Consider the following 18281-nt stretch of genomic DNA (forward strand, 5'->3'; position numbering starts at 1 on the left):
TGTATGCAAAATTAATTTTTTAAGTGTTAGCTTGCAAATTTTTTGTGATGCAAAAAACACACGATGCTCAACATCGCCTTTCGTGTTGTGCCTGAATCTTGATTGTGGCTTCTTCGCTATTTAGCTATGCTATACTTATTATTTCTTAAAATTGAGGAATGAATTTGTGCAATTAGACCAAAATTGCGAAATTTGAAAAATAAAACAATATGTTTATCTTTTTAAATTTTCCAAGATGAGGAAGTTGATTGCATGTGGTCTTCTGCTTGGCTTGATTTTTGCGCCTGCTGGCGCACTGGCCGACAAGAAGACAAAGAAATATGAGAAGCAGGTGGTGACTATCGAGGAGGCTGCCCCTGTCGAGACACCCAAGCCGGTTACGATCGTCGATGCTGCCACGCAACTTTATGGCGAGTGGACGGTCGTGAAATTGCGCAAGCGCGATATCGCCACCCCCAACCGTGCCTACATTTACCTGGATTTCAATGGCAACAGGCTCTATGGCAACAATGGCTGCAACACAATCAACGGCGTGTTCACGCTGCAAGGCAGCAGCATGGGCTTCGACAAGCTCATCGCCAGCAACGAGAAATGCAGCAATGCCTCTACCGAGCGGGCAGTGATGCGTGCCCTCGACGAGGTCAGGTCCTACGACGTGACTTCGCTCTACAACATGTGGTATCTCAACTTGAAAAATGGAAAAGGACAAGTGATCATGACCTTGCGACGCCAGAACCTCGATTTCCTGAACGGCTCGTGGCGGGTTAAGGAAATGGGAGGAAGCAATGTGGCAAGCAAGGACTTGAAGCTTGTGATCGACGTTGAGATGCTCACTATCAATGCACTCACCAAGTGCAACATCATCAATGGCGTGATCACTGTCGACCCCTCGCAGGAGATGGACGTAGAATTTGAAGACTTGAAATCATCGCACAACCAGTGCGACGACATCGATACCGAGACTCAAATGCTCATTAATCTTGAGGAAACCGCCTCGTGCAAGAAAATCAACGACAATGAGGTGGCGCTGCTCAACCGCGACGGCACCATCGTGATGGTGCTCATCCACATCGACCTCAAGGCCGAGCGCCGCGCTCAGCGCGGTGGGCAATAGGCAAAGGTGGTTCGGTGCAAGCAGCTAAGTGCGGGAGCTTGCCGTCTCTTCTTGTGATTGTTTTGAATTTCCGTCATGCTGGCACCCGAAGCAAGGATACCGAAAGCGGCTGGACGATTGCCCAGCCGCTTTCGGTATTATGATGGCTATTTATATTATTATTTGTGCACGCGTTAATCTCGATTTTAGATAATTGCTGTCAAGCGTTGAGGCCGTCGTCGCCGCCGTCATACTCGTCGAGGTCGCCCAGTTCGTCTTCATTGAACGACTCGTCGCCGTAGAACTCCTCGCCCAGGTCCTCGATGGTGGCATCGGGAATCTTGGCAACTGGCTTTGCGGGCTCCTCATAGTCGGTGGTTTCTTTAGGAGCCTTGCCTTCCTTGCGTGTGCACAGTGGGTCGTGCAGGCTTTTGCCAGGTATGGTCTCTTTGAGCACCATGTAGAAGTATCGCTCAGTCATGTAGTCAAATACAAACTTGAGTTTTTGTCCCTCTTCGTCGAGGAGCTCGTCGAGTGGGGTGTCGTCCATTATCCACACGTCTTCGTCGCTGTCAGAGCCCATGTCCATCACAGTGACTTCTTTTTCTTTATGCCAATCGTCATCGCAAATGTAGAAGGAGTCCATCTGCTCCTTGCTGTAGCCGCTGGCATCGAGTATTGTGTTTCTTAATCTCATAAAGGTGTCTTCAGAGTCGATCTTGATCTCAAGTTTAAAATTCTCCGACTCTTCTGAACCAACAAGAAATTTATAAATCATAGTTTAGAGTGCAATTTTTCTGTATTGAATATTAACGGTGCGAAATTAATAAAAAAAACGTTGTCGGTAATGCTTAGTGAAGAAAAAATAAACGACAAGAAATATTTTTATTCTGTGCAACTTTTCGACCCTAAAAATGCTGATCTAATAATAGAATTAAAGCCGCCAAGGCAATGTCTTGACGGCTTCTATATGAGTGTAGTAGGTGTGGGCGATTGCTGCGATGGTTATTTTACCAGACCGTAGCTTCTAAACACCTTGTGTATCTTTTCGAGTGCGGTCTCAACCTGGGCTTTGGTGTGGGTGGCCATGAGGCTGAAGCGTATGAGTGTGTCGTTGGGAGCCACAGCCGGTGACACAACCGGGTTGACGAAGATGCCCTCGTTGAGCAGGTCGCGTGTGATGGCAAAGGTCTTGTTGTTGTCGCGAATGAAAAGCGGGATGATGGGTGTCTCGGTGTGACCAATTTCGCATCCCATCTCGCGGAAGCCTTCGAGCGCAAACTTGGTGATTTCCCACAAGTGCTCCTGGCGCTCGGGCTCGGCAATCATGATGTCGAGAGCCTTGCTCACTGCCGCTGTGCTGGCTGGCGTGATGCTGGCTGTGAAGATGTAGGAGCGGGAGTGATGGCGCAGGTAGTTGGTGATGATTTTGTCGGTAGCAACAAAACCGCCCAGCGAAGCAAACGACTTGCTGAATGTGCCCATGATGATATCGACCTCGTCTTTGAGCCCGAAGTGGTCGCACACGCCGCGGCCGCCCTCGCCAAAGACGCCTATGCCGTGAGCCTCGTCAACCATGATGCTTGCCTTGTACTTGTGGGCCAGGTCAACGATGTCGGGCAGCTTGCACACGTCACCTTCCATCGAGAATACTCCGTCGGTAACGATGAGTTTCACACGGTCGGGGTCGCATTTCTTGAGCTGCGTTTCAAGCGAAGCCATGTCGTTGTGCTTGTATTTCAGTGAGTTGGAGAATGAGAGACGACGCCCCTCGATGATTGAGGCATGATCTTGCTCATCCCACAGGATATAGTCGTCGCGGCCTGTTACCGTCGATACTACGCCCAAGTTTACTTCAAAGCCTGTAGAGTAGATCATGGCGTCTTCCTTACCCTCGTAGGCTGCCAGCTTCTGCTCAAGTTCCTTGTGAATGTCGAGCGTGCCGTTCAGAAACGGTGAGCCTGCACAACCTGTGCCATATTTCCTGATGGCTTCGATTGCAGCCTCGTGCACACGCTTGTCATTGACCAGACCCGAATAACAGTTGGAACCAAACATGAGCACCTTCTTGCCATTCATGATGACTTCGGTGTCCTGCTCGCTTGAAATAGCTCTGAAATAAGGATAAATACCCAAGGCTTTTGCCTTTTGGGGTTCATCATATTTTGCTAATTTAGCTTGTAATAGCTTCATAGTTGATGCTTGACTAATTTTAGTATTATATGCTCATCGACGATGGCACAACGTGCCGCTAAATCATCGAGGCTGCAAATTTACAAAATTAAATTTAAAAAAAAGTGAAAAAATTTTATTGATTGCCAGGTTTGCTGTCATTTTGGTTTCTTTTAAATCTACAAATGTGCAACTCACAAACAGAAAGTCTCAATAAATATTTTTTAACACTAAAATTTCACAACTTCGCGATTTTGTGCAATTTTCATTACACGACCACAAAGGTAGCTTAATTTTTTGGGAATTGTCACACATGGCCACTTACAATTTGACAATAATTGAGAAAAATGCCTTAACTTTGTAAAATCACACTTGAAACTTTTTTATCATGGCGTTAAAGTATTTGGCTATGTTTGTCATGCTTGCCAGTGCAGCAATGGCAGCCGCTCACGACAACTGTAATCTGCCAAGCGGCAATGAGTGGCACGATATGCAGGTCAACAGCCTGAACAGGCTGCCCGATCATGCCTCGTTTTTTGCATTCAACAATTTTGCGATGGCGCTCGATGGCGATAAAGAGCGCAGTGCCGACTATCTCTCGCTGACGGGAATGTGGAAATTCAACTGGGTGGCCGATGCCGACCAGCGCCCGCTTGATTTTTACAAGGAGAATCTCGACGTCTCCTCGTGGGCGACAATGCCTGTGCCTGGCTTGTGGGAACTCAACGGCTATGGCGCTCCCTGCTATGTGAACATAGGGTATGCGTGGATGGGCCACTTCGACAACAATCCACCACAAGTGCCCGTCAAGGACAATCACGTGGGAAGCTATAGGCGCGTGATCGACATTCCTGCCTCGTGGAGCGGCAAGCAGGTGATCGCGCACTTCGGGTCGGTGACCAGCAATATATACCTTTATGTAAACGGCAAGTTTGCAGGCTACAGCGAGGACAGTAAGGTTGCTGCCGAGTTCGACATCACGCGCCTGCTCAAGCCAGGACGCAATTTGATTTCGTTTCAGGTCTTTCGCTGGTGCGACGGCAGTTATAGCGAGGACCAGGACTTTTGGCGCTTCAGTGGAGTTGCACGTGAGTGCTATCTCTTTGCACGCCAGCATGATGCGATTGCCGATGTGCGCATCAGCAGCACACTCGCCCACGATTACCGCGACGGCGTGCTCGATGTGGCGGTGACCATGCAGGGCACATGCAACCTCGAGGCCTGGTTGCTCGACTCTGCTGGCAATATCGTGGCCCAGAACACAAACAGTCATGTAAGCAATGGCCGGGCGAGTTTTAGAATGACAGTCGACAATCCTTGCAAGTGGAGCGCTGAGACGCCTTATCTCTACACCCTGGTGCTGGCTCCCACGGCGCCTGGCGGTGACCACAAGCCCTATTCCTATGTTTCGCAGCAGGTGGGCTTCCGCCGAGTGGAAATCAAGGACGGACAACTCATGGTAAACGGCAAGCGCATCATGATAAAAGGAGTAAACCGCCACGAGATGGACCCCGATGGCGGCTATGTCGTGAGTCCCGAGCGCATGGAGCAGGACATTGCCATCATGAAGCGGCTCAACATCAACGCCGTGCGCACGTGCCACTATCCCGACGACCCACGGTGGTATGACCTGTGCGACAAGTATGGCATCTATGTGTGTGCCGAGGCCAATCAGGAAAGCCACGGCCTGGGTTATGACGATGATTCCAAGGCTAAGACGCCCATGATGGCCAAGCCCATCATGGAACGCAACCAGCACAATGTGAAGGTGAATTTCAATCACCCCAGTGTCATCATGTGGAGCTTGGGCAATGAGACTGGCTGGAGCCAGAACTTCAATGCGGCCTACGACTGGATACGCTCGCAAGACGCCCAGCGCCCAATCCAGTATGAGCGTGCAGTGTATGAGCCCAGCGGTAAAACCGATATCGTGTGCCCCATGTACTGGTCACAGGCAGCCTGCGAGAGGTATGCTCGTTCGACTTCTGCCGAGAATAGCCGTCCGCTCATCCAGTGCGAGTACAGCCATGCCATGGGCAACTCGTGTGGCGGCTTCAAGGAGTACTGGGAGCTGGTGAGGAAATACCCTAAGTTTCAGGGTGGTTTCATTTGGGATTTCGTCGACCAGGCTATTCACTGGAAAGACAGTGCTGGCCGGAACATCCTGGCCTATGGCGGCGACTTCAACAGCTACGACCCGAGCGACAACAACTTCAATTGCAACGGCATTGTGAATCCCGACCGCGGCCTCAATCCCGAGGCGCACGAAGTGGGCTACTTCTATCAGAACATTTGGGTGAAGCCCATCGACCTGCAACATGGCATTGTCGAGGTGAAAAACGAGAATGCCTTCAGAAATTTAGACAACTACGAGCTCGTCTACAACTTTGTTTTCGACGGCGTGGCTTCGCCGGCTGCCCGTCTTGCCACGTTGCATGTCGCCCCGCAAGAGCAGACGCAAGTACAGCTGCCCGGCTATTCCATGCCCGACACCTCTGCTCACGAGGTGTTTCTCAATGTGGAATTCCAGCTCAAGACTGCCGAGCCGCTGCTGGCTGCAGGCCACGTGGCAGCGCACCAGCAATTCAAGGTGGGCGGCTGCTATGTTGCAGCTTCGCCGGCGCCTGCCAGCGGCAAGCTGCGGCTGAAACGCACTGCCGAGTCAATTGTAATAAAGGGCGAAAGCGTGGAGGTGACATTCGCCAAGAAAGCCAACTGGATGCTCACCAAGTACAACGACTATTTGGGCAACGGTGGCGTTTTGCGGCCAAACTTCTGGCGAGCTGTGACCGACAACGACATGGGCGCAGGCCTGCCTAAGCGTTGCGGTGTGTGGCGTGCACCCACGATGACGTTGAAACACATTGATGCCCGCCTCGACAGGGGAAAACGGGTTGCCACCGTTACGGCCTGCTACGACATGCCTCAAGTGAAGGCTGTGCTCACACTCACTTATGTCATTCACGGCAACGCTGTGCTCGACGTCACCCAGAGCCTTGAGGCCAGGGGCGACTCCACGCGTGTGCCCGAGATGCTGAACTATGGCATGATGATGCAGTTGCCGGCACAATACGACCAGGTGCGCTACTACGGTCGTGGTCCGGTCGAGAACTACGTCGACCGCTGTGAGTCGCAGCATGTGGGCTTGTATCACACCAGTGTCGATGCTATGTTTTATCCCTACATTCGTCCGCAGGAGACGGGCACCCACACTGGCATTAGATGCTTCAAGGTGCTCAGTCCTGGCGGCGGCCTTTACGTTATCCCCCGCGGCAGCTTGATGCAGGCCAGCGCGTTGCACTACGACCTCGATGAGCTCGACGAGGGGCTGGAGAAGCACCAGCGCCACCCCTCACAGCTGGCAAAGTCACAGTACACGGTCCTGCTCTTTGAGCTTGCACAGGCTGGCGTGGGTGGTATCGACAGCTGGAGCCAGAATGCCGAGGCGCTGCCGCAGTACCGTGTGGGTTATGGCTCCAAGGTGTTCAGGTTCTCTCTTAGGCCCTTGCACTGATACTTTAGTATGAAAAATGAGCTAACGTAGATTTGTATTCTGAATAATTTAATATTTCAAGAAATTATTCCTAATAATAATTTTATTTGTAGATTATGATGCTGTAATTTTGCAACCAAAATTACGATATGTCTAAAATCTACAATTATAATCACATTTTCGCGCTTGAAAGCGGCCAGTCGTTGCCTTCACTTGATATTGCCTACGATACTTGGGGCACTCTTGCCCCCGCTCGCGACAATGTGGTTTGGGTTTGCCACGCCCTCACGGCCAACAGCGATGTGGCCGATTGGTGGCCCGGCACAGTCGAGCCTAATCGATTTCTCGACCCGGAGAAGTACTATATCGTGTGTGCCAACATCCTGGGCAGCTGCTACGGCACGACTGGCCCGTCGAGCATCAATCCTGCCACAGGGCAGCCGTGGTGGGGGAGTTTTCCGCGGGTTACGATGCGCGACATGGTGAGGGCCCATCGGTTGCTGGCCAGGCACCTGGGCATCGACCACGTGCAGCTGCTTGTGGGTAGCAGCATAGGTGGCTTTCAGTGTTTGGAGTGGTGCATTTCTGAGCCACAATTTGCCCGCAATGCCGCTTTCATTGCTACGGCAGCACAGGCCTCGCCTTGGCAGGTGGCTTTCAACGAGACCCAGCGCATGGCTATCGACTGCGATTCCACCTTCGGCTCGCCGAGTGCCCAGGCTGGCATGACTGGCATGGCCGTGGCACGCGCCATTGCCCTGCTCAGCTATCGAGGCGGCAAGGCCTACAACAAGACCCAGGCCGATACAAGCCGTGCTGCCACTTGCTTCGACCACAGGGTGCAGTCCTATCAGCACCACCAGGGAGAAAAATTGTGCAGGCGCTTCAATGCTTATTCTTATTACCGGTTGCTTCAGGCCTTCGACTCTCACGATGTGGGCCGTGGTCGTGGTGGAGTGGCTCGTGCTTTGCAGTGCATCAAGGCCCGCACGCTTGTAGTGGCCATCACAAGCGACATTTTGTTTCCTGTCGAGGAGCACGAGGTGCTCACACGCAATATTCCCGATGTACACATGGAAGTAATCGATTCCGACTTTGGCCACGATGGCTTCTTGGTTGAGAACGAGCAGCTCAATGCCATCATTCAACGTTTTCTAAATAATAAACAACAATAACACAAATGACATGAACGACAAGCAGATATATATAGGTCTATTTGGATTTGGCACCGTGGGCAAGGGACTCTACGACGTGCTCAAGAAAATCGACCCCGACAATGTGCACCTCGTGAAGGTGTGTGTGCGCAATGTGGCTAAGCACCAGCAGCAAGCGCCCGAGCTCGAATTTACCAGCGAGGCCGACGACATCTTTGCCGACCCGCGCGTCAACTTCATTGTCGAGCTCATCGACGATGCTGATGCCGCCTATGCCATCGTCAAGCGTGCTCTCACGGCTGGTTATCCTGTGGTGAGCGGCAATAAGAAGATGCTTGCGGCCCATTTGCCCGAAATGATCGAGTTGCAGAAGCAGCACGACACGGCTTTGCTCTATGACGCTTCGGCTTGTGGCAGCATCCCCGTGATTAGAAACCTCGAGGAGTATTACGACAACGACCTGCTCATTTCGGTGAAAGGTATACTCAATGGCTCGTCCAACTTTATTTTGTCTAAAATCTTCAACGAGGGCATGACCTATGATGCAGCTCTGGCCCTGGCTCAAAAACTCGGTTTTGCCGAGAGCGACCCCACACTCGACATTGGCGGCTGGGACTCGGTGTTCAAGCTTATCATCATCACCATGCACGCTTTTGGCGTCTATGTGCCGAGCAATGAGATTTTTACCTTCGGCATCGGCAACATGAACGAGCACGACATCCAGTTTGCTGTCGAGAAGCGCCGCCGCATCAAGCTGGTGGGCTGGGCCGAGAAAGTAGCCCACAACCGGCTCATTCTCTCGGTCATGCCGCACTTGCTCTCCAAGCAGAAGTATATCTACAGCGTTGAAGACGAGTTCAACGGCGTGGTCATCAAGGGTCTGTTCTATTACAAGCAGTTTATGTTCGGGCAGGGAGCCGGCGGCTTTCCCACTGGTTCAGCTGTGCTTAGCGACATCACCGCCCAGCTCTACGACTACCGCTATGAGTACAAGAAGCTGTTGAGTAGCCACAAGCCCGTGTTCACCAACGACCACCGCCTGCGTGTGTATTATCGCTACGACACTCCTCACGACTTAAACCTGTTGAATTTCACCAATATAAGTGAGAGTTACTATAGCGATAGCTTCAAGTATGTGGTGGGTGAGGTATCGCTGCAGGAGTTGCACGACCGCGCCCAAGAGCTGCGCAATGCTCCTGTCTTTCTCTCGCTATATCCCCACGACTGACTCTCTTTCTCACTTTGAGGCGAAACATGAGCTCATCGTATGGCAAAATTCTTCTGCTATTTTATGGGAATTTGCTGTTTTGGCTATATCTACAGGCGTAAACCACTTAAACAGTCACGCTCTCCCTTTCTGCAAATGTAGTGTGCTGTTATTTCGACGCGATGCACTTTGAGTACCGCCCCTCTACTTCATGTACCCTTTTTGATTACACCAGGAATTACTGTTGCAGCGTTGATATCGGTCCATTTTTTATCAATTTTGTTAAGAGTCGACAAGTTTTTGAAACGGTGATACAATGGTTGTCGGCAAAATTGCTTAATTTTGCAAGTTACAATTGTTGAGATTACAAGATGACTTTGCAAAATAAAAACGATTACGGATATATACGCGTAGCTGCAGCAGTGCCGCAAGTCAATGTCGCCGATGTTGAATACAATGTGGCACAGATTGTTGACTGTGCGAGGCATGCTGCCGATGCCGGGGCGCAGCTTGTGGTTTTTCCAGAGTTGAGTGTTACATCCTACACATGTGCCGACTTGTTTGCCAACGAGGTGCTGCTCGACAGCGCCGAGCAGGCTATTGTGGCCATTGGGGAGGCGACGGCCAGAGTCGACATTGTCGTGATTGTGGGAGCTCCAGTCAGGGCCGACGGGCACCTTTTCAATTGCGCTGTGGTGATGCACAAGGGCAAGATACTGGGTTTTGTGCCCAAGACCTACTTGCCCAACTACAAGGAATTCTATGAGAAGCGCTGGTTCACGAGTTATAATCTCGTGCGCAATCAGCATGAGATCACCTTCAATGGCAGCAGCTACCCGTTTGGAGCCGACATTATCTTCGACGCCGGCCGGGTGAAGCTGGCTGTAGAGATATGCGAGGACTTGTGGGTGCCCATACCTCCGAGTTCAATCTACTCGATAAATGGGGCTAATGTGATTGTCAACCTCTCGGCATCTAATGAGCTCATAGGCAAGCACGATTATCTCGTAAATCTCATCAAGCACCAGTCAGAACATTGTATTTCGGCCTATGTATACTCCTCGGCAGGCTATGGGGAGTCGACGACCGACCTTGTCTTTGCCGGCAATGCCATCATTGCCGAAAACGGCTCTGTGCTCAAGGAAGGGGCGCGGTTTGAGCAAACCTCGCAACTCGAGTGGGCCGACATCGATATCGAGGCGCTCAACAACGAGCGCAGGGTGAACGGGAGCTACAGCGACAACCTGGCTCAATATGCGCGTGAGATGCATCATGTGTCATTCGATTGGCCAGCAACACTCAACTACGACGAGACTCGCTTGTGTCGGCCGTTGAAGAAGTTGCCCTTTGTGCCCCGCGAGGAGAGCAGGCTGCACAGCCGTTGCGAGGACATTGTCAACATTCAGACTGAGGGTCTCATGCGCCGCCTGCACTTCACTGGCATCAAAACTGTGGTGGTGGGTGTGTCGGGAGGTCTTGATTCTACGCTGGCCTTGCTTGTAGCCACTCGGGCCTTCGACAAGTTGGGCCTCGACCGTCGTGGAATATACGGCATCACAATGCCTGGCTTTGGAACTACCGACCGTACCTACAATAATGCACTCGAGCTCATGCATGCGCTTGGTATTACGGTGAAAGAAATCTCGATCGCAGCTGCCGTGACGCAGCACTTTGCCGATATCGGGCACGACATGAGTGTGCACGATGTGACCTATGAGAACGGGCAGGCACGCGAGCGCACGCAAATATTGATGGACTATGCCAACAAGACTGGAGGCATTGTACTTGGCACAGGCGACCTCTCTGAACTTGCCTTGGGGTGGGCCACCTACAACGGCGACCACATGTCGATGTACAACGTGAACTGCAGCATACCTAAAACACTTGCCAAGCATCTGGTCATGTGGTTTGCCACGTTGGCTTCTACCACTACACCCGAGGGGCTGAAAATACACGAGACGCTGCTCGACGTGTTGCACACACCCATAAGCCCCGAGCTCACTCCGGCCGATGCTCAAGGCAATATACAGCAGAAGACCGAGGACCTTGTGGGACCCTATGAGCTGCACGACTTCTTCCTGTATCACATGTTGCGCTATGGCTACTCGCCGCGCAAGCTTTACTTGCTGGCCAACCTGGCTTTTGAAGGCGACTATGATCGCAAGACAATAAAGAAGTGGCTCACCAAGTTCATGTGGCGTTTCTTTGGACAGCAATTCAAGCGGTCGTGCCTGCCCGACGGTCCCAAGGTGGGCAGTGTGAGCTTGTCGCCACGTGGCGACTGGCGCATGCCCAGCGACGCTGCTGTGCGGCTGTGGATAAAGGAGTGCGACGAGTTGCCTCAATGAGAAAAATACGTGCGTGCTGCTATGAACAAAACAGTAAGGTATAGCTACAACGTTGTGCGCTCCATTGTGGTGACTGCCATAGTCGCTATTGTGGCTGTGTATGCCTTGTTGTATATCTTGCTGAGCGTTCCGGTGGTGCAGAATAGAATAAAGGGCGTTGTTGAACACGAGTTGAGCGACACGTTGAAGACTCACGTCACGATAGGCAGCCTTACCATAAAGCCGTTCAATCAGGTGATATTGGAGGCAGTCAACATTCCCGACCAGCAGCACAAGCCCTTGTTTCATGTCGACAAGCTGGCGGCTGGTATAAGCATGAAGAGTCTCATTGCCGATCGTCGCATTGTTATCACCTATGGCGAAATCATAGGGCTGCATGGTCACATCACTCGTCCTGACCCAGATAGCCCTACCAACATGCAGTTTATCATCGATGCATTCAAGCCTAAGGTGAAGCGAAAGCCCACGCAATTCGACCTTGAAATCCACAACATTGTGATGAGGAAAAGCTATATCACCTATGATGTGCTCAACAAGCCTCGCAAGAGGACGTTTGATGTTAACCATTTGGCTGTGGGTGACTTGAGAGCCGATATTGATATACCCCAACTGAAGAACAATGACTTCTTGATCGATATAAAACGCATGTCACTGAACGAGGGTAGCGGTTTGAAAATCAAGAATTTTGCGACACGTCTTGCCATTACAGGCAAGCAGACTGTAATTTCCAACATTCAGATTGAACTGCCAGGCACATTGCTCGAGCCTAACGATCAAGTGATCAACTACGACTCGTTGAAGCATGTGTTGCTCTATGCCAAACGCCAACCGCTCAACTTGTCGTTGCGTCACTCCCACATCACTCCCAGCGATTTTGCCTGCTTCATGCCGGCCTTGTCGCAGTTCAACACGCCATTGCTTGTCACTGCTACGGTGAACGGCTATCCCGACGACCTGCACGTGCCAGTTTTGAATGTGAAAAGCCACAATAGCCGCATCACGCTCGACCTGGCTTGTGACTTGAAGAACTTGACCCACCCACACGCCTTGGCCTTCAACTTTCCTCACTTCAACGTGCAAGCCAAGGCCAGCGAAATTGCAAAAATCACAAGCACACTGGTCAAGCTCAAGCCCGAGCCTCAGCGCATCATTTCGGCATTGGGCAACTTGAGCCTGACAGGCACTGCCCGTGGCAACTTGAGAAATGTGTTTTTTAAGGGTGATGTGGTTTCATCGTTGGGCCCAGTCAAGATCGATGGTACTTGCACTCGCGGCAAGGGCGCAATCGATGTCAGTGGCCGCATCGAGACCCCGAGGCTCGATGTGGGCACCTTGCTCAACAAGAAGAACATGTGGGGCGAGCTTGCCATCAATGCCGATGTGGCGATCAACCTCTTGCACGGGAAGTTGCAGCGGGGCTCGGTCAAGGGCGGAGTACCCTATGTCGACTTCAAGGGCTACCGATACAGGAATATACTTGCCGATGTGCGGGCCACTGCCAACAGCTATGAGGGCAGTTTCAGCATCGACGACCCCAACGGGAAGCTGAATCTGAAAGGCAAAGCCACTTTGGCTGGACGCAATACCAGTATCGATGCTGTGGTGACGGCTCGTCAAGTCAACCTGCAGCGCATGCGTCTTGTGCCAGGGCGCGACAATGTGTTTTCGTTCGATGGCCGGGCCTCCTTTGTGGGCAACAGTCTTGACAATGCCACGGGTGGCCTGTCGATAAGCAACATCTCCTATCGCGCTGCCAATGGCAAAACCTATCACCTCAACAATCTGGACCTCATGGCCAACAACTCGGCTCGGCCTCAGGTGGTGGAGCTGAACTCCGACTTCATGCACGGATCAGTAGAAGGTCAGTTTGACTTTGCCACCTTGTTGCCGTCGATAAAGGGCATGCTGTCTAAAGCCTTGCCCGGTTTGTTTGGTCAATATGCCAAATATGCCACTGCGCGCTCTCGCAACATGTTCAGGTTCAATTTTGAGCTGGAGCCTAATTCTGAATTCCAGGCTTTGGTGAACTTGCCGGTGAAAATCATCTATAAGGTGATTATCGACGGCAACTTGAGCATCCCCGACAATGTGCTCAACGTGACGGTCAACGCGCCCTACTTGCAGCAAGGCAACAAGCTCATCGAGGGTACAAGCCTCACGGCAAGCTACGACAACGAGGGCAACGACGTGATCGTGAACGCCCACACGCTTTACCCTTCTAAAGATGGAAAAATTGCAATCAACGTCGATGCCTTGGCGGCTCGCAACCGCATCGATACCGACTTGGGGTGGAGATACAACCGCGAGCATGACTATCACGGCGACATCAAGACGACCACGACCCTGTCGCGGGGAGAAGGCAATGGCGTTGTGGCACATGTGGTGGTGACCCCGTCGGATGTGGTCGTCAACGATACTGTGTGGAAGGTGGGGCAGGGCTCACTCGATATAGCTCATCGTGCAGTGGTTGTCGACAGCATTCACGCCGGCCGTGGTGAGCAATTTATCAATATCAAAGGCAAGGTGTCGAAAAATCCTGCCGATGAGTTGGCACTGTCTATCAAGGATATCGACCTTGACTATATCTTTGAAACGCTCAACATAAGCAATGTGCAGTTTGGCGGGCGGGCAACTGGCACGTTCCTTGCCAGTAACCTGTTTACGGGAGCTCCGCGCCTGGAAACACCCGACCTCAAGGTGAAAAATATCAAGTACAATGGAGCGCTCATGGGCGATGCCGATATCGAGAGCCACTGGGACAACGAGAACCAGTCGGTGGCCATCAATGCCGACATCTCGCAGCACAACGGCTTGCACTCGCTCATCAACGGCGCCATCTTCCCTAAGCAAGACTCGCTTTACTTCGATTTCAATGCCCACAAGGCCAATGTCGAGTTTATGAAGCCGTTCATGTCGGCCTTCACAAGCGACGTGCGTGGGCAGGTCTCGGGCCATGCAGTGTTGCTGGGCAATTTCCACACAATAGACCTGTATGGTGACATCTATGCCGATGACATAAAGTTTAAGCTCGACTTCAGCAACGTAGTTTACTCGTGCAGCGACTCGGTGCACATGACACCGGGCAACATAAGGTTTTCCAATGTGAAGATCCACGACCGCGACAATCACGAGGCTACCATGAGCGGCTGGGTCAAGCATGACCATTTTCACAATCCCTCATTTAACTTTGCAATCACTGGCGCGCGCGACTTGCTGTGCTACGACACCAATGCTTCGATCAATCCTGTGTGGTATGGCACTGTGTATGGCAACGGCTCGGCCTTTGTCACTGGCGAGCCGGGCACGGTGAGCGTGAAGGTGAATATGGAGTCGGCGCCGCGCAGCAAGTTCACCTTCGTGTTGTCCGACAGCGAGGAGGCCCAGGCCTACAACTTCATCACCTACCGCGATCGCGACCAGCTCAATCACCCGGTCGATACCGCCAGTGAGCAGCCTGCCGACACTGTACCCGATATTGTCAAGTTGCTCACGCAGAAGATTGCGCAGGAGCAGAAACCCTCGCTGCCCACCGAGTACAAGATAGACCTGCAGGGCGACATTACCCCCGACATGCAGATGGTGCTTGTGATGGACCCCGTGAGTGGCGACAAAATAAAGGCGACGGGCCGTGGCAACTTGCGCATGGCCTACGACAACAGCGATCAGCAACTCGAGATGTACGGGAAATATGTTTTGGAAAAGGGTTCCTACAATTTCACGTTGCAAGACATCATTATCAAGGACTTTACAATACAGAGCGGCAGCGCTATCAGCTTCCAGGGCGATCCCTACAAAGCCATACTCGACATCAAGGCCTATTATGCCCTCAACGCCAACATCAAGGACCTTGACGAGTCTTTTGCCGACGACCGTGAGCTGAATCGCACCAACGTGCCTGTACATGCTGTGCTCATGGCCAAGGGGGTAATAAGCCAGCCCGACATTTCGTTCTCGCTCGAGTTCCCCACGCTCACGACCGAGGCAGTGAGAAAAATCAACAGCATCATCAGCACCGACGACATGATGAACCGTCAAATCGTATACCTGCTGGCACTGAATCGCTTCTACACGCCCGAGTACATGAACAACTCCACGACCAACAATGAGCTCACCTCGGTTGCCTCGTCGACGATATCGTCGCAGTTGGGCAACATGCTGGGACGCTTAAATGAGAACTGGAGCATATCGCCCAACTTCCGCAGCAACAAGGGCGACTTTTCCGACATGGAAGTTGACCTTGCCCTATCCAGCCAGTTGCTCAACAACCGATTGCTCTTTAACGGCAACTTCGGCTATCGTGACAATGCCTACAACGCCAAAAACTCAAATTTTATAGGAGACTTCGACATCGAGTACTTGCTCAATAGCAAGGGCACCTTCCGCCTCAAGGCCTACAATCACTACAACGACCAGAACTACTATGTGCGCAACGCGTTGACCACGCAGGGTGTGGGCATCGTCTATAAGCACGACTTCGACAACTGGCGCAATTTCTTCAAGCGTCGCCCCAGTGCCGTGCCCGACACACTGCATGTGCCAGTGCGCACGGCCCCATCAGTGAAAAGTGACTCGTCGAAATTGCAGAGATGAAACAGCGGCACCTCAAAATAGTGATTGCAATAGCTTTGTGGGTCATGTGCCTGCCTGCCATGGCTCAGCAAGAACGCGACTTGCCTGTGGACAATGCTGCAAGTGAATTTGACACCACGCGCGACGACGGCTACTGGAAGAGAGCGCTCATGCACGGCAAGCTCAACCTGAAAGATACGACTGTGTCCTATCCTGGGCTCATTCACTTCGGGGTGAAGTGCTACCGGTGGTTTGACCGCTATCTCAACACCTACGACACCGCCTATATTGTGGGCACGCGCACCAAGTGGAAGTTTACTGTGAAAGAAAGCAACTGGCTGGATTCCTATGCCGGCACCCTCACATCGCAACGGGTGCCCATCATGATCAACTCCAATGTGACCTGTTTCTTCGGTGTGCATGGATCATATTCAGGCCTTGGGCTGGGCTATACCATCAACTTGAACGACCTCATCACGGGACGTCGCATCAAGAATATAAGGTGGGAGTTCAACTTCAACACCTCGCGTGTCATGTTTGAAGGCTATTATTCCAAGGATGTGCGCGAGTCCAACCTGCATCACTTGGGCAAATTCAGGTCGGTTTTCAAGTCGGTGAAGTTCAAAGGGCTCTCGCGAGAATACTGGGGAGGCTATACTTACTATATTTTCAACCACATGCACTACATGCAGTCGGCAGCCTACAGTTTCTCGCGCTACCAGATACGTAGCTCGGGCTCGTTTATTGCCGGCCTGCATTTCAGCCACCAGGATTTCACCATGGATTTCAGCAAGCTCGACGAGGAGCTTCAAAACAACTTGCCCGACGAGCGCCGCGTGTATCGTTTCCGCTACCGCGACTACAGCTTCTTGCTGGGCTATGGCTACAACTGGGCATTCCGCAAGCGCTGGCTTTTCAACATCACTGCACTCACTGGAGTGGGTTATCGCCACTCATTTCCCAGCTCGGTCGAGGGGAAGAAAGACATGTTGTCGCTTTCGTTCCGCGTCAAGTCGGGACTTGTGCTCAACCGCAGCAAGTTTTTCTACGGTCTCCAGTTCATAAGTGACGGGCATTTGTATCACACCAATCAGTATAGCTTTTTCAATGCGATATTCAACTTGAACGTCATCACTGGATTCCGGTTCTAACTTTGTAATTGGCACGCGGCCCAACTGTAAACAATTATTTGTAACTTTGCACCGTCAATACAAGAAATCGTAATGAGTACAATCATTTTAGGTATAGAGTCGTCGTGCGACGACACATCGGCAGCAGTCATCGAGGATTGCATCTTGAGGTCAAATGTGATAGCAAGTCAAAAGGTTCACGAGGCCTACGGTGGCGTGGTGCCCGAGCTGGCATCGCGCGCCCACCAGCAAAACATTGTGCCAGTGGTGAGCGAGGCCATACGCCAGGCTGGCATCGACAAGAGTCAAATCAATGCAATAGCCTTCACCCGTGGGCCAGGTCTGCCAGGCTCACTGCATGTGGGCACAGCCTTTGCCAAGGGGCTCGCACTTGCACTCGGCATCCCGCTGGTCGATGTGAATCACTTGCACGGCCACACCTTGTCGCATTTCATCAAGGAAGACGAGCACACGCAGGTACCCGGCTTTCCCTACTTGTGCCTGCTCATCTCGGGGGGCAACTCGCAGATCATCAAGGTGAACGCTCCTGGCGACATGCAGGTGCTGGGCCAGACCATCGACGATGCTGCAGGCGAGGCATTCGACAAGTGCGCCAAGTCGATGGGGCTACCTTATCCAGGCGGCCCTATTATCGACCGGTTGGCTCACGAGGGCAATCCCAATCATTTCAAGTTTGCACATCCGCATGTCGATGGCTACAACTACAGCTTCAGCGGGCTCAAGACGTCGTTTCTCTACACGCTGCGCGACCAGTTGAAGCTTAACCCCAATTTTGTTGAAGAAAACAAGGCCGACTTGGCAGCGGGACTCCAGAAAACCATCATCGAGATACTCATGGACAAGTTCTCGAAAGCAATTGCCGACACGGGAATCAAAACCATTGCCATAGGTGGTGGCGTCTCGGCCAACTCGGGCGTGCGCGAGGCCGTGCAGCAGTATGCCGATAGGCATCATCTCAAGGCCTTCATCCCAAAGCGGTCGTTTACTACCGACAATGCTGCCATGATAGCGGTAGCAGGATATTTCAAGTATCTCGACCACCAGTATTGCGACATTACATTGCCACCCTTTGCAAGGGTTACTATTTGATGAGG

The 18281-nt window shown here is 52.0% G+C and carries 10 protein-coding genes; 8 read left to right on the plus strand and 2 right to left on the minus strand.

Annotated features, from left to right (window positions below):
- Positions 1-235: 235 nt before the first annotated feature.
- Positions 236-1114, plus strand: a complete 879-nt coding sequence (locus GF423_RS13435) for an META domain-containing protein (RefSeq protein WP_154328835.1) — start codon at positions 236-238, stop codon at positions 1112-1114.
- A 199-nt stretch (positions 1115-1313) separates the two neighbouring features.
- Here GF423_RS13435 and GF423_RS13440 read toward each other — a convergent pair whose 3' ends face one another.
- Positions 1314-1871, minus strand: a complete 558-nt coding sequence (locus GF423_RS13440; protein WP_154328836.1) for an IS1096 element passenger TnpR family protein — start codon at positions 1869-1871, stop codon at positions 1314-1316.
- Positions 1872-2098: 227 nt separating this feature from the next.
- On the minus strand, positions 2099-3286 hold the full coding sequence (gene spt / locus GF423_RS13445) for a serine palmitoyltransferase (protein WP_154328837.1): 1188 nt from the start codon (positions 3284-3286) through the stop codon (positions 2099-2101).
- Positions 3287-3653: 367 nt separating this feature from the next.
- Here spt and GF423_RS13450 point away from each other — a divergent pair, with 367 nt between their 5' ends.
- From GF423_RS13450 to tsaD, 7 genes are all read left to right on the plus strand, one after another.
- Entirely contained in the window at positions 3654-6779 is a 3126-nt protein-coding gene (locus GF423_RS13450) for a glycoside hydrolase family 2 TIM barrel-domain containing protein (protein WP_235911778.1), read from the plus strand.
- Between the two features lie 128 nt (positions 6780-6907).
- Positions 6908-7933, plus strand: a complete 1026-nt coding sequence (gene metX / locus GF423_RS13455; protein ID WP_154328838.1) for a homoserine O-acetyltransferase MetX — start codon at positions 6908-6910, stop codon at positions 7931-7933.
- Between the two features lie 10 nt (positions 7934-7943).
- Complete coding sequence (locus tag GF423_RS13460) at positions 7944-9140, plus strand: homoserine dehydrogenase (RefSeq protein ID WP_154328839.1); 1197 nt, start codon at positions 7944-7946, stop codon at positions 9138-9140.
- Positions 9141-9490: 350 nt separating this feature from the next.
- Positions 9491-11467 (plus strand): NAD(+) synthase, encoded by a 1977-nt coding sequence (locus GF423_RS13465; protein ID WP_154328840.1) that lies wholly within the window; start codon positions 9491-9493, stop codon positions 11465-11467.
- A gap of 21 nt (positions 11468-11488) precedes the next feature.
- Positions 11489-16057: a translocation/assembly module TamB domain-containing protein gene (locus GF423_RS13470; RefSeq protein WP_154328841.1), complete on the plus strand. Its 4569-nt coding sequence runs from the start codon at positions 11489-11491 to the stop codon at positions 16055-16057.
- 20 nt (positions 16058-16077) lie between these two features.
- Positions 16078-17187, plus strand: a complete 1110-nt coding sequence (locus GF423_RS13475; RefSeq protein ID WP_206113287.1) for a DUF4421 domain-containing protein — start codon at positions 16078-16080, stop codon at positions 17185-17187.
- 72 nt (positions 17188-17259) lie between these two features.
- The gene (gene tsaD / locus GF423_RS13480; protein WP_154328843.1) at positions 17260-18276 is read left to right on the plus strand and encodes a tRNA (adenosine(37)-N6)-threonylcarbamoyltransferase complex transferase subunit TsaD; all 1017 of its coding nucleotides are present in this window, start codon (positions 17260-17262) and stop codon (positions 18274-18276) included.
- The last annotated feature ends 5 nt before the right edge of the window (positions 18277-18281 follow it).

This window comes from Sodaliphilus pleomorphus (assembly GCF_009676955.1).
GTDB lineage: Bacteria > Bacteroidota > Bacteroidia > Bacteroidales > Muribaculaceae > Sodaliphilus > Sodaliphilus pleomorphus.